Origin of the sequence: Herbinix luporum (assembly GCF_900070325.1) — a bacterium.
Lineage (GTDB): Bacteria > Bacillota > Clostridia > Lachnospirales > Lachnospiraceae > Mobilitalea > Mobilitalea luporum.
Genome location: NZ_LN879430.1, coordinates 751,253 through 765,650, shown reverse-complemented (window position 1 = coordinate 765,650; position 14,398 = coordinate 751,253). Strand labels below are relative to the sequence as shown.

The following is a 14,398-nucleotide window of genomic DNA, read 5'->3' as shown; positions in this document are numbered from 1 at the left end:
CTATTATCTTTTGATATTCTCATTCAAATATATTAATAAAGACCCAAAATGTCAATCCTTACTATTTTAATTTTTCTAAAAGATCTAGGGGTTTATCTATAAAATCATCATATTCTTCCACCTGTCCAAAACCATATCTGGCATATATAAAAGGTACCCCGGCCAGCTTTGCAGCCTTAGCATCTCCTGCAGTATCTCCTACATATACAGGGTTTTTTAGATTATTTCTTTCAATAACCATCTTTATATTATCGGCCTTGGCTTTCCCGGATCTACCCGGATATTCATAATCTGTAAAATATTTTTCAAGCTGGGGATAAACTTTAAAGAAACACTGAATATAGCCTTCTTGACAATTACTTACAATGAAAAGTTTGTATTTTTTATGAAGCTTTATAATAAGCTCTTCTATTCCCGGATATAAATCGGCACCATGTTTAGCCAAATACTCATTCTCATACTCGCAGCACTGACGAATAAGCTCTATAGCCTTCTCCTTAGATACACTTTGAAATAGTTGGATTCCTATGTCCTCAAGTAATTGGCCAAATAAACCTTTTAGTTTGTCAGCAGTAATTTCATCCTTTACCTCAGGATATTTGTTCTTTACTTCGGTCCAGGCTTTAGCAACCTCCTTAGTTGAATCCCATAAAGTTCCGTCCAAGTCAAATATTATACTATCGTACATTTAGTTTATCCTTACCTTTCTAATGATTATATCTATATCCATTTAAATAGTTATTATAATCAAAGTTTATATGTGTAGTAAAATAATCTTCATTGATATATAATGCCTAATTTAAGCTATATTGTCAACCTTCATAGAAAGCAAAAGGGTGAAAGATATTTTTCACCCCTTATGCTTCTCTTATATATTAAATATAATCTTTCATATATTCTCCATGGGCCTTAATCATCTCATCGCACATTTTCACAATATCATCAATAGACAACTCTGCTGCAGTATGGGGATCTAACATGGCTGCCTGATATATTTTTTCCCTGCTCTTTGTATGGGCGGCTTCTATGGTTAAAAGATGAACATTTATATTAGTCATATTCATAGCAGCCAATTGTACCGGCAGCCTTCCCACATGGCATGGTGAAATTCCGTTGCCATCAACTAAGCAGGGAACCTCTACGCATGCTTCAGAGGGCAGATTATCAATTAATCCTGTATTTAAAACATTTCCCCCTATCTTAATTGGCTTATTAGTAATTATAGCTTCCATAATATAAGAAGCATATTCCCTGCTTCTTTCATGGGTGATTTTACCGTCCTGTAAGATCTTGTTTTTCTCCTCTTCCCACCCTTCAATCTGATTTACACATCTTCTTGGATATTCGTCTAGAGGAATATTAAATCTTTCGATTAATTCCGGATATTTGGATTTTATAAAAAATGGATTATATTCTGCGTTATGCTCACTGGATTCTGTACAATAATAACCCAGATGTTTGATATATTCATACCTAACCATATCATGATGCTTCTCATTGCTATTCTTTATAATAGCCCGCTTTCTAATCTCGGGATAAAGATCATTGCCCTCCTTATCCTTTATCTCTAAAAGCCATGCCATATGATTAATTCCGGCAATAAGCTCACTACGGCCCTCTAGCTTATCTTCCATACCCAGGCCCTTAAGCAGATCACGAGAACAGATTTGCACACTGTGACATAAACCGACGGTCCGTACTTTAGTATATCTTAGCATGTACCCGGTCAATATTGACATGGGATTAGTATAGTTTAAAAGTAAGGCATTTGGACAGACTTCTTCCATATCCCTGGCAATGTCTCTCATAACAGGAATTGTCCTTAAGCCCCTCATTATTCCCCCAATTCCCAATGTATCGGCTATGGTCTGTCTTAAACCATATTTTTTAGGTATTTCAAAATCAATAATGGTACATGGATCATATCCCCCAACCTGAATTGCGTTAACTACAAAATCTGCATTTCTTAGTGCATCTTTTCTTTTATCTTCACCTAAATATGTATATATTTTTGCTCTGGAAGAATTTATGTTTTTATTTATTGCCTTAAGTATAATTTCTGATTCTTCCAGTCTTTTGCCATCAATATCATACAAGGCAATTTCCGCATCCTGCAGACAAGGGGTACACATACAGTCTCCTAATACATTTCTGGCAAAAACTGTACTACCGGCCCCTAAAAAAGCTATTTTAACCATACCTATTTCCTCCTTCTTGCTTTGGCCTATAAAAATATTTTACCATATAATTTTAGGCTATTACTATTAATAAAACAATGATATATAATAATATTAAAATGTTTTAAATTACTTAAATTATCTAGACTAATGCCGGTTGCTGGTTTAATATATATGTATAGTTTAAAAATATAATTTCTAAATAAAATTTACAGTAGTATTGTGAGGATGATGATTATGAAGCAAATAGCCAGTTTTACCATTGATCATATAAGATTGTTACCCGGTATCTATGTATCAAGAAAAGATATGCTGGGGAAAGAAATTATAACAACCTTTGACCTTCGTATAACAAAACCTAACCGGGAGCCTGTTATGGGAACCGGTGAGATTCATACAATTGAACACTTAGGAGCCACCTATCTAAGAAATCATGAGAAATATGGAGACAAAACCATATACTTTGGCCCTATGGGCTGTAGAACAGGTTTTTATCTTCTACTTGGGGGAGAATATAAGTCCAAGGATATAGTCCCCTTGATTACCGAAATGTTTGAGTTTATTCGTGATTTTGAAGGGGATATCCCCGGGGCCACAGCCATAAATTGTGGTAATTATTCAGATATGAATCTGGATAAAGCCAAACAATATGCCAAGGATTATCTGGATAAAGTTCTATATAATATTGATGATGAACATTTAAACTATCCTATATAAGACTTAAAACTTAATTATATTTAAAGGGGGATATCGGTCTATTATACCGGTATCCCCTTTAAATATCTAAAAAAGTTCCCTTGCATGATTGTAACAGACATGAATATACTATAATGAATACATCCGATGGGAGAAGCTATGGCAGAAGATGGTTTACTTCATACGGCGGAACTGTTAAATACCGCCCTTCCCTATGTGGAAGGAAAGGCAAAGTTGGTCCTGGATTTGTTCGTAAAATTTTACGAGCTAATTATTTGCATACAAAACTTTAAGACAAATGATATAACTGCCTGTGGCTTTAATAATGAAAAGGTTGATTTAGAAGCTCTATTAAAGAATATTAAACCCAAATGTAATAAGGAAGAAAGGGTTTTAGTAGATAAACTTCTTAATATATTTCAAGCAAAAAAAATATTCGAAATGTATAATTCATACATGGAAGTTATGAATGCCATGGAGGGATTTAATGACCCTAAGGATGAGGCCTGCGACAATGATACCGGTAATATTATGAATAATTTTACAGGCTTTGATTTTTCTACTATATTAGGAGATAATGTGGATATTAGCTCCATATTTGACCAAAAAGAAAACATAACTGAAGAAAACCAAGATCATGATAATAACATACCTTCACAGGATGAAAATACTGAGGATGAAAATACTGAGGATAAAGATACTGATAATATTATTAATGAAAAAAATAATAAAGAAAACTCAAGAAGTGACTATAACAATATATATGAAACACTTAAGGCCATGATTCCTCCCGAACAAATGGAAACATATGAAAACCTTAGAATGCTTTTTGATACACCGTCATATGATGATAGTAACAAATCCGATGAAAAAAGTGAGTGATATTATGACTGATAACTTAAATAATGGTAATCCCAAATTAAAAAATGTAGATCCTCGTAAATTAGTTGTTCTTATGGAATTAATTAAGAAGGCTGAAGGAAAATCAATAGATGAATTACTTCCCCTTATTATTAGTACCAATAAAAAACTTCAGGAGCAAAATCTAACCTTTACTAAAGATGAAAGTGAAATTATGATTGATATACTGACAAAAAACTTATCTCCAAAAGAAAAAGCACAATTTAATATGTTAAGAAAACTTATGTTAAAGTAAAATTAAAAAAGCTGCTGCAAAATTTTTATTTTTGCAACAGCTTCTTTTATTAAGAGTGAGTATTAACCATTCCAACATTATTACTTTCTTCACGTTTTACCTCTCGGTACATTCTAAAATATTCCCTAGCATAAAGTGCAAATGATAAGGCTAAAAATGCTCCACAAATTATCATTAGAATATTCACTATGGTTTGATCTAAATTGGGCAGTGCCACCAACACCAACATTACTGCGTAAAATACCGTTGTAGATACCTTACCAAACCATTTTGAACCATCTAACCTCCTATCTTTTTTTAGCATAGCCAAACCGGCTATCAACATAAATAACTGCATTGCTACAAAAAGAATTAGGAGCAAAAACATCCATTTTATTTTAACTACTAATACAAATATTAAGGCTGCCTGGGTCGCTTTATCAGCCAAAGGATCGATTAGTTTGCCAAACTCAGTTACCATATTAAAGGTTCTTGCAATAAATCCATCCAAAAAGTCTGTAAGTCCTGAGGCTAAAACAACTGCTGCTGCTTGAAAATATTCTCTTGGTTGCTGAGCCCTAATATACTGCATCACAAATACCGGAATTAATAGGAAACGAATATAACATAAAATATTCGGGATGCTCCATAAGTCCTTTTTAGTAAATCTGGTAAGAATTTTCATGTTTTCATCATATCCCCTTTACTTTTATGCTGCTTGCTTAGTATGTCTAATCTATATATATATAATAATTATTATATGAAAAATATAAGTTAATCTACTTATACGTTTATATTTTAACATATTCAAGATATTTATCAAAGGTGTTTTTATTAAAATTTTGAGCCTTGCTTTCTTTGTTCCATTTTATCCATTAAAATAAATTTTATTGATAATTTATTATTATAGGTTTTATTTTACTATACTTATAAAATATTGTAAATATTTTTCATCTTGTGTTTAAATATTATTGAAAAATAGTGTCTGTTTTAGTAGTTTAATACCTATAGGATTCTAAAGTAACGAAGCTGTTGCTTCAAGATTATACATTCCTTAAAGCAACAGCTTTATTATTATTTTACTACAATGTTAACTATTTTTCCCGGAACATAAATTTCTTTTATTATAGTACCGGTAATCTTATCTGCCATGGTTTCTTTAACGATGGAAAGTACTTGATCCTTAGAAGCTTCTGCTGGAATCATAAGGGTACCTTTTGTTTTTCCATTGATTTGGACTGCTATCTCGATTTCGCTATCCTTCATCTTATCTTCATCATATTCAGGCCAAGTATTATCAAATACTGAACCTGTATTACCCAGCTGAGACCATAATTCTTCACTTACATGGGGTGCAAAAGGTGCAAGCAGAATAATGGCTGTTTGTAGGGTATCACGGTCTATTCCACCGGCTTTTTTAGCCAAGTCTATCATCTTATTATTGTATTCCATAAATCCGCTTATAACCGTATTTAAGTTGAAATTTTCTATTCTTGTGGTTATATCATATACAAAACGGTTCCTGATTTTTATCATTTCCTCAGTTGCTTCAAGGGTTTTGTCCTTATTAGCCACAACCAAATTATAGAAACGGTTTATAAAACGGTATACTCCCTCAATTCCCCTATCATCCCATTCGGAATCTAGTTCGGGAGGACCTACAAATAATTCATAAAGTCTTAAGGAGTCACAGCCATATTCTTCAATAAGTCCATCCGGTGATATTACATTGCCCTTAGACTTACTCATCTTGGCTCCGTCCTTACCAATCATACCCTGATTAAAGAGTCTGGTAAAGGGTTCGTCAAAATCTATTACACCTATATCATTCAAGAATTTTGTATAGAATCTGGCATATAATAAGTGGAGTACAGCATGTTCCACACCACCTACATACATATCTACCGGCAGATATTTTTCAGCCTTGTCTTTTCCCACCAGTTCTTTATCATTTTTATTATCAACATAACGAAGGAAATACCAAGATGAACCTGCCCACTGAGGCATGGTATTGGTCTCCCTCTTAGCAGCTTTGCCACAGGCCGGACATGTGGTGTTAACCCAGTCCTGGATATTGGCCAGAGGAGATTCCCCGGTACCGGTAGGTTCATATTTTTCTATATCCGGCAATAATAATGGCAGTTCTTCCTCAGGAACCGGCACCGCTCCGCAATCCTTACAATGAACAATGGGAATTGGCTCTCCCCAATATCTCTGTCTTGAAAATACCCAATCCCTAAGCTTATAGTTAACTGTCTTTTTACCTATTCCCTGCTTTTCTAATAAATCGGGTACCTCTTTTTTTGCCTTTTCAGAATCCATACCATTCCACCGGTCAGAATTAATCATAATTCCCGGCTGTGTATAAGCCTCTTTTAGCTCCGCATCTTCTTTGCCGTCTTTGGATATTACCTGCACAATAGGAATATCAAATTTTTTGGCAAACTCAAAGTCCCTTTCATCATGGGCAGGAACACACATAATAGCCCCTGTACCATAATCAGCCAGAACATAATCGGACAACCAAATAGGTATTTTTTTATTATTAAGAGGATTAATTGCATAACTTCCTGTAAATACTCCCGTCTTTTCTTTATCCTGAAGACGATCCACAGATGATTTCATAGAGGCCTTATAGATATATTCCTCTACCAATTCCTTATTCTCTGCTGTAGCCAGTTCTTTTGCCATGGCATGTTCGGGGGCAAGTACCATAAAGGTTGCACCATATAAGGTATCAGGTCTTGTGGTATAAACCCGTATGGTCTTATCACTTCCGTCAACTGCAAAGTCTATCTCTGCACCATAGCTTTTACCAATCCATTCGGACTGCATCTTTTTAACCTTTTCAGGCCAATCCAGTTTATCCAAATCATTAAGCAGACGATCTGCATATGCTGTTATTTTTAACATCCACTGCTTTAAGTTCTTTTTTGTAACAGGAGAATTGCAACGTTCACATTCTCCGTTTACTACTTCTTCATTGGCTAAACCGGTTTTACATGAAGGACACCAGTTAATAGGCATTTCCTTTTGGTAGGCAAGCCCTGCCTTGAACATCTTTACAAAGATCCATTGAGTCCATTTGTAAAATTCAGGATCTGTGGTATTGATCTCCATATCCCAGTCATAAATAGCAGCTATATCCTTAACTTGTTTTTTAAAGTTTGCAATATTTTCTGCAGTGGAAACACTAGGATGAACTCCCATCTTAAGAGCATAGTTCTCTGCAGGAAGTCCAAAGGCATCCCAGCCCATGGGATGAATAATATAATAACCCTTGAGCATCTTATACCTGCTCCACACATCACTTATTACATATCCTCTCCAATGTCCAACATGAAGCCCGCTTCCTGATGGGTATGGGAACATATCTAAACAGTAGTATTTGGGCTTCTTACCGTCATTTACATTGACCGGGTTCTCTTCCCAATATTTTCTCCATTTCTTCTCGATTACCTTATGATTATAAGGTGCTGACATATTATTCTCCTCCTTATAAGATATCAAATACAAAAAACCTTTCATCTGACAAGAGACGAAAGGTTAAATTCCGTGGTACCACTCTATTTCATAATAAGCATAAATCACATGCTTATTATGCACTCATTTTCTATAACGGGAAAAACCGTCCCAGCCTACTACATATTCAACTGGGAAGCTCCAAGGCGAGTTGGGAGACTGTTGCTACTGCCTTCCACCTACCGGCAGCTCTCTATAAGCACATATTCTCTTAATACTCCTTTTCACAGCTTTTTAAATATGCTTTTATTAATTATATTGTTAAGCTTAATCTAAATAAGTATATATTAAATAAATATATACATTACTTTTATTTTTGTCAAGTGTTTACCATGGGAATTTTATCATACTTTAAAGGATTGATAATATATTGTTTTATAACTGATAAGTTATCCATAGGAGGTTTTATGAATACTATTTCTGAATTAATTAATGAATATGGATTAGTGGCTATGTTTATCATAATTATGCTGGAATATGCCTGCTTTCCCGTATCCAGTGAAATAGTCCTTCCCCTTTCAGGTGCGGTGGCCTCTATTAATAATACTCATTTTCTTATAATTCTACCATTAAGTATCATGGCAGGCCTTATAGGAACCGGTATATGCTATGCTGTAGGCTGGTTTGGAGGAGCAGCTATTATTAATACTATAAAAAGAAAATTTCCAAAATCAGCAAAATCCATTGAGGCTTCCTATGATAGTTTTAGTAAAAACGGCTCTTGGGCTGTTTGTATAGGCCGTGTTATTCCCTTGGTCCGTACCTATATTGCACTTATTGCCGGAGCAGTAAGACTAAGTCCCTCTACCTATTTTCCCGCTTCTCTTTTAGGAATTTCCATATGGAATACCCTTTTAATTGGTATTGGTTATTCCTTAAGAGAAAATTATAATAGGGTTGCCATTTATTATCAGCGCTACAAACATTACCTAATACCTATATTTTTGGTATCTGCCATATATCTATTAATTAGCAATCTATATAAGAAAAAGAAGAAAAAATCTCTAATTGATTATGACAACTAAATTATGCCCTTTTTGAAACTATGGACTTATCCTTCCACTTTCCAGAAACAACCCTTATACTGCCGAATATACCCGTAGCAAACCAAGTCAATCCGGTGGCCAGAAAAACCCCATTAAATCCTATAATGCCGGACAAGTATTTTGATAAAGATACCCTAACAATTACCTCAATAAATCCCATAATCATGGGAATTCTTATATCACCGGCACCGCTTAAAAAGTTCCTTGTAATAAATATAAGTCCTAAAAAGCTATAGAAAAAGCATGTAATTCTTATTCCCTCTACCCCATACATTACCACTTCAAAATCTTCTTTTTTAGTAAATAATCTCATTATATATTGTCCGCCAAAATACATAACCGGAAGCATTAGTAGACTAAATATTAATATTATTTTAGTGGCTGATTTTGCTCCTTTTTTCACACGATCAATCTTATCTGCACCAATATTTTGACCTGTAAATGAAGCAACTGCCGCCCCCAAGGACATAGATGGCTGCATAACCAGTTGTTCTATACGGTTTACCGCTGTAAAAGCTGCTATTTTAATAGTATCTTGAAAGCTGTTAACAACCGATTGTAATGTCATCATAGATACGGCTATAAGTGAGTTTTGTAAGGCTACCGGTACTCCTAAACGAATACATTTTATAAATATTTCCCTATCAGGCTTAAATTCCTTAAGGGGAATACGTAGAATCTTTACCTTCTTAAAGGCATATATTATACATCCTATACCTGATAAAAACTGAGAAATTATTGTAGCAATAGCAACACCGGCAACACCCATATTAAATACAATAACAAATATCAAATCTAATACCACATTTAATATACTGGCAATAATTAAAAAAACCAAAGGGGTTATAGCGTCACCTAAAGCACGAAGGACCGCAGATATACCATTATAACAGGCTGTACCAAGAATCCCAATATATAAGATTTTCATATAGGTATGGGATTGATCTATAATATCTTGGTGAGTACCCAAAAGCTTAAGTAGTGGCCGACTTGTAAAAAACCCAACCGTGCCCATAATAAGGGAAACTAAAAAAAGAACATATGTGGCAGTGGCAAAACTCTTTCTTACCTTTTCATAATCTCCAGCTCCGTAATACTGTGATATTACAATGGAAATACCTGCCGACATACCAAATACCAAACTAAAAATCAGATAGGTTATTGACCCTGTGGCTCCCACTGCTGATAAGGCATCCTTATTCACAAATTTCCCAACAACTATGGAGTCAACCATATTATAGAACTGTTGAAATATATTTCCAATTAACATTGGTAGTGTGAAGTTTAATATTAGTTTTGTTGGGTTACCTATAGTCATATCTCTTGTTATTGTTTTAGTCATCATACACCTCTATACACTTAGATAATATTTACTAAAATAAATATTTATTTAAATTACTCGAAGTATATTATACTGAAATATTAATTAAAGTAAATGTCTTATTTCATAAGAAAGATGTCTTATGACGATAATAAATCTTACATAATCCCCCCTTAGCCTCATATAATTTAAAGAAGATTGACCATATAAGGAGTGAAATATGCACTGGCATAGTATATCCATTGAAGACACCGTAAGGGAATTAAAAACTGATATAAAGCATGGTCTTTCCATGAAGGAAGTTCAAGAAAGGCAAAAGCTATATGGGAAAAATGTTATAGATGCAAAAAAGGGCAAAAATCTTTTGCAAAAATTTCTTGCTCAATTTGCGGACTTTATGATTATAGTCTTAATATGTGCAGCCGTATTATCTTTAGTTGTATCCTACATGGAAGGTAAACTTAACTTTGTTGATCCGGTAATAATTCTCTTGATTATTATACTTAATGCATTTCTTGGGGTGTTGCAGGAGACAAAAGCAGAAAAAGCTTTAGAGGCCCTAAAAAAAATGTCTGCCCCTACAGCCCATGTATTAAGAGAAAATAAAGTTACGGTAATTCCTTCCTCTGAACTGGTTCCGGGAGATATTGTTATCTTGGAGACCGGAAGTTTTGTACCTGCAGATTGCCGGCTTATACATACGGTAAATCTTAAGGTTGAAGAGGCCTCCTTAACAGGAGAATCCCATCCCGTTGAAAAAAATGCCTATGAAATATTACTTCCTGATACTAACTTGGCAGACAGACATAATATGGTTATGGCTACAAGCACCATTCTATACGGAAGAGGGGTAGCTATAGTTACAGCTATCGGAATGGATACCCAGGTAGGACATATAGCCAGAATGATAATGGAAGATGATACTCCCGATACCCCTTTACAAAAGAGATTGGCTAGAACCGGTAAAACATTGGGGATTGCAGCTCTTATAATATGTTGCCTGGTTTTTATAATCGGAATATATAAAGATCTTCCCCCTTTTGATATGTTTATGACCTCTGTAAGCCTTGCTGTAGCTGCCATTCCTGAAGGTCTTCCGGCCATTGTAACTATTATGCTCTCCCTTGGAGTACAGAGAATGGCTAAGAAAAACGCAATTATCAGGAAGCTTCCCGCTGTTGAGACTTTAGGCAGTGCCACAGTTATTTGTTCCGATAAAACCGGAACCCTAACACAGAATGTTATGACAGTTACAGAGATTTCCTCTGCAACAGGTAAAGAAGAAATAAAAAGCGATTTTGGATTCTTTCTCCTATCCCATGCTGCCCTTTGTTGCGATGCCATATTACAAACAGTGGCAGGCAGCAGTGATGTAAGCGGTGAACCTACAGAAAAAGCCTTGGTTCTTGCTGCATATAATATTGGAGCCAATAAAAATGATTTAGATTCAATGTATAAAAGGATTTATGAAATTCCCTTTGATTCAACAAGGAAGATGATGACTACGGTACATAAATCTCCCGATACTTCCTCCTATCGAAGTGTTACCAAGGGTGCATATGACTTTTTAATTAAGCGATGTACCCATATATATAAGGATAATAAACAGCAACCTATAACATCCCGGGATAAAAATCGCCTAAATGCTATTAATGAAGCTATGACAGGCCGGGCTCTTAGGGTTATCGCCCTTGCCTATAAAAACCTTCCTCAGTTTAATAAATCTGATACTTCAAGTCTTGAGAAAGATTTAACCTTTGTAGGCCTAATAGGAATGATAGATCCTCCTCGCAAAGAGGTAAAAGAGGCTGTTAGAATCTGCCGTCAGGCAGGAATTAAGCCGGTTATGATAACCGGTGATCATATACTAACAGCTAAAGCCATTGCAAAAGATATAGGTATTTTGACAAATCAAACTGAGGCTATAACCGGTGAGGAACTATCCAAAATGTCTACTCAGCGGCTAAATGATACCATATCCCGTTTCAGTGTATTTGCAAGGGTATCCCCTGAGCATAAAGTAAGAATTGTTAAAGCCTTTCAGAGCAAGGGAGAAGTTGTAGCCATGACCGGAGACGGTGTAAACGATGCACCGGCCCTAAAGGCTGCTGATATCGGATGTGCCATGGGTATAGCCGGTACTGATGTGGCAAAGAACGCCTCGGATATGATACTTACCGATGATAATTTTGCAACCATTGTATCCGCTGTTTCGGAAGGAAGAGGTATTTATGATAACATTAAAAAAGCCGTACATTTTCTTCTTTCCAGTAATATAGGAGAAATACTTACAATATTTGTGGCAATACTTTTTGGCCTACCTACTCCCCTGGTAGCTGTCCAACTGCTTTGGGTAAATCTTGTAACCGATTCACTGCCTGCTATTTCCTTGGGAGTCGAACCACCCTCTAAAGATATAATGCTAAGAAAACCTGTATCACCAAAGAAGGGAATGTTTGCTGACGGTCTGGCACTGCAAATTGTAATAGAAGGATTCCTTATAGGCTCTTTGGCCCTAACTGCCTTTGTTATAGGAGTAAAATACTACGACGCACCGGGAATGCACCAAACCCTAAATTACCAACCTTGGGTAGGAAGAACCATGGCCTTTTCAGTATTAAGTCTGTCTCAGCTGTTTCATTCTTTTAATATGAGAAGCAACCGCTCCCTATCGGAAATCGGAATCCTTAGTAATAGAAGTCTGGCCATATCATTTGTTATATGTGCATTTTTACAAATAGCTGTAGTTTCATTAACACCTTTAGCAAAGGTATTTCAAGTAGTACCATTAAATTTACGTCAATGGGCAACTGTATTTTTATTGTCTATTACCCCCATAGTTGTAGTAGAGCTTCAAAAGAAAATAAGAAAAATAGGATGACCTATAAAGGCATCCTATTTTTCTTATTTTTATCTGCTTACCTTAAATGCATTCTTTCCTAAATAAACTGCATTGCTACCAAGCTCCTGCTCTATTCTTAATAGTTGGTTATATTTTGCCACACGGTCGGTTCTTGAAGGTGCACCGGTCTTAATCTGTCCGGCATTGGTTGCTACTGCAATATCAGCAAGGGTTACATCCTCAGTTTCACCGGAACGATGGGATATTACCGCTGTCCATCTGTTATTCTTAGCCATTTCAATAGCATCTAAGGTCTCAGTTAAGGTACCTATCTGATTAACTTTAATCAAGACGGAATTAGATATATTGCCGTCGATTCCTTTTTTTATTCTGTCGGTATTGGTAACGAATAAATCATCTCCCACCAGCTGAACCTTATGGCCAATTCTCTCAGTTAGCTTCTTCCATCCGTTCCAATCCTCTTCTGCCAAACCGTCCTCCAAAGAAATAACCGGATATTTGTTACATATTTCGTCCCAGAAATCAACCATTTCATCTACAGTCTTATATTCACCTGATTTCCAGAATAGGTAATCTCCTTCCCTACCTGCCTTTTTAGCTTCTTCATACATCTCAGTAGAAGCCGCATCAATGGCAATATAAAAATCCTCACCGGGACGATATCCCGCTTCTTCTATGGCTTTAACTATATAATCTAAGGCTTCTGTATCGCTGTTAAATTTTGGTGCAAATCCCCCTTCATCACCTACTGCTGTTACATATCCGTCATTTTTAAGCAGCTTTTTTAAGATATGAAATACTGTAGTACTTTGTTCTAAGGCTTGGCTAAAGGTAGTTGCACCCACAGGCATTATCATAAATTCCTGTATATTAAGGCTGGAGTCAGCATGCTTACCACCATTTATAATATTCATCATAGGAACCGGAAGGGTCTTGGCATTTACACCCCCAAGATAACGATATAAAGGAATGTTTAAAGCGGCTGCTGCTGCCTTAGCCACAGCCATGGAAACTCCTAGAATTGCATTGGCACCTAGATTACCCTTATTAGGGGTTCCATCAAGCTTTAGCATAAGAGCATCTATTTCAGCCTGGTTACAGGCATCCATACCCTGTAAGGCTGAAGCAATCTTGGTATTGATATTTTCCACTGCTTTTTTAACACCATTTCCCAGATATCTGCTTTTATCACCGTCCCTAAGCTCTACTGCTTCAAAAGCCCCTGTGGATGCTCCTGAAGGAACCGCTGCCCTGCCAATACTACCGTCACATAAGATTACATCTGCTTCTACAGTTGGATTTCCTCTTGAATCTAATATTTCACGTCCTATTACCTTTTCAATCCTTAAACTCTTCATATGTCTAATCCATCCTTTCTTATATAGTTAATGTTATTTTGTACTAAAGTTTTTTAAAAATCATCAATTCTATTATTTACGAAAAATTGGAAACTATACAGTCATAAAAATACATGTAAACTTGAATAAAGTATGTGATTGTAATCACAAAATAAATTTAAGTTTTATATAATTGTACAAAACAATACTAGCTTGAGCAAGGCATTTTTATATTATATAATTTACTAGACAAGAAATACTATTAAAAGTAAAGTTTAAAAATTGCTATAAATCTATTGTT

The 14,398-nt window shown here is 35.5% G+C and carries 11 protein-coding genes and 1 other annotated feature; of the genes, 5 read left to right on the top strand and 6 right to left on the bottom strand.

Going from position 1 to position 14,398, the window contains the following annotated elements; genetic code table 11:
- Positions 1 to 61 precede the first annotated feature (61 nt).
- Both SD1D_RS03490 and melA read right to left on the bottom strand, forming a co-directional pair.
- The gene (locus SD1D_RS03490) at positions 62 to 688 is read right to left on the bottom strand and encodes an HAD family hydrolase (RefSeq protein WP_058257634.1); all 627 of its coding nucleotides are present in this window, start codon (positions 686 to 688) and stop codon (positions 62 to 64) included.
- A 187-nt stretch (positions 689 to 875) separates the two neighbouring features.
- On the bottom strand, positions 876 to 2,198 hold the full coding sequence (gene melA / locus SD1D_RS03485; protein ID WP_058257633.1) for an alpha-glucosidase/alpha-galactosidase: 1,323 nt from the start codon (positions 2,196 to 2,198) through the stop codon (positions 876 to 878).
- A 216-nt stretch (positions 2,199 to 2,414) separates the two neighbouring features.
- Between melA and SD1D_RS03480 the strand changes: the two genes are divergently transcribed.
- From SD1D_RS03480 to SD1D_RS03470, 3 genes are all read left to right on the top strand, one after another.
- Positions 2,415 to 2,894 carry an S-ribosylhomocysteine lyase gene (locus tag SD1D_RS03480; RefSeq protein WP_058257632.1) on the top strand — a complete coding sequence of 160 codons (480 nt, stop codon included), beginning with the start codon at positions 2,415 to 2,417 and terminating at the stop codon, positions 2,892 to 2,894.
- Between the two features lie 138 nt (positions 2,895 to 3,032).
- Positions 3,033 to 3,755, top strand: a complete 723-nt coding sequence (locus tag SD1D_RS03475) for a hypothetical protein (protein WP_058257631.1) — start codon at positions 3,033 to 3,035, stop codon at positions 3,753 to 3,755.
- Between the two features lie 4 nt (positions 3,756 to 3,759).
- Entirely contained in the window at positions 3,760 to 4,029 is a 270-nt protein-coding gene (locus SD1D_RS03470; RefSeq protein WP_058257630.1) for a hypothetical protein, read from the top strand.
- Between the two features lie 49 nt (positions 4,030 to 4,078).
- Here SD1D_RS03470 and SD1D_RS03465 read toward each other — a convergent pair whose 3' ends face one another.
- Positions 4,079 to 4,693: a CDP-alcohol phosphatidyltransferase family protein gene (locus SD1D_RS03465; protein WP_058257629.1), complete on the bottom strand. Its 615-nt coding sequence runs from the start codon at positions 4,691 to 4,693 to the stop codon at positions 4,079 to 4,081.
- Between the two features lie 389 nt (positions 4,694 to 5,082).
- The gene (gene leuS, locus SD1D_RS03460) at positions 5,083 to 7,491 is read right to left on the bottom strand and encodes a leucine--tRNA ligase (RefSeq protein WP_058257628.1); all 2,409 of its coding nucleotides are present in this window, start codon (positions 7,489 to 7,491) and stop codon (positions 5,083 to 5,085) included.
- A gap of 48 nt (positions 7,492 to 7,539) precedes the next feature.
- Positions 7,540 to 7,767, bottom strand: a binding site (T-box leader).
- Positions 7,768 to 7,937: 170 nt separating this feature from the next.
- Here leuS and SD1D_RS03455 point away from each other — a divergent pair.
- Positions 7,938 to 8,555, top strand: a complete 618-nt coding sequence (locus SD1D_RS03455) for a DedA family protein (protein ID WP_058257627.1) — start codon at positions 7,938 to 7,940, stop codon at positions 8,553 to 8,555.
- A 1-nt stretch (position 8,556) separates the two neighbouring features.
- Here the strand turns inward: SD1D_RS03455 and SD1D_RS03450 are convergent, their stop codons facing one another.
- Positions 8,557 to 9,918: an MATE family efflux transporter gene (locus tag SD1D_RS03450; protein WP_242955247.1), complete on the bottom strand. Its 1,362-nt coding sequence runs from the start codon at positions 9,916 to 9,918 to the stop codon at positions 8,557 to 8,559.
- Positions 9,919 to 10,117: 199 nt separating this feature from the next.
- Here SD1D_RS03450 and SD1D_RS03445 point away from each other — a divergent pair, with 199 nt between their 5' ends.
- On the top strand, positions 10,118 to 12,778 hold the full coding sequence (locus SD1D_RS03445) for a calcium-translocating P-type ATPase, PMCA-type (protein WP_058257625.1): 2,661 nt from the start codon (positions 10,118 to 10,120) through the stop codon (positions 12,776 to 12,778).
- Positions 12,779 to 12,807: 29 nt separating this feature from the next.
- Here SD1D_RS03445 and eno read toward each other — a convergent pair whose 3' ends face one another.
- A complete protein-coding gene (gene eno / locus SD1D_RS03440; protein ID WP_058257624.1) occupies positions 12,808 to 14,118 on the bottom strand; it encodes a phosphopyruvate hydratase in 1,311 nt (436 codons plus the stop codon).
- Positions 14,119 to 14,398: the final 280 nt, after the last annotated feature.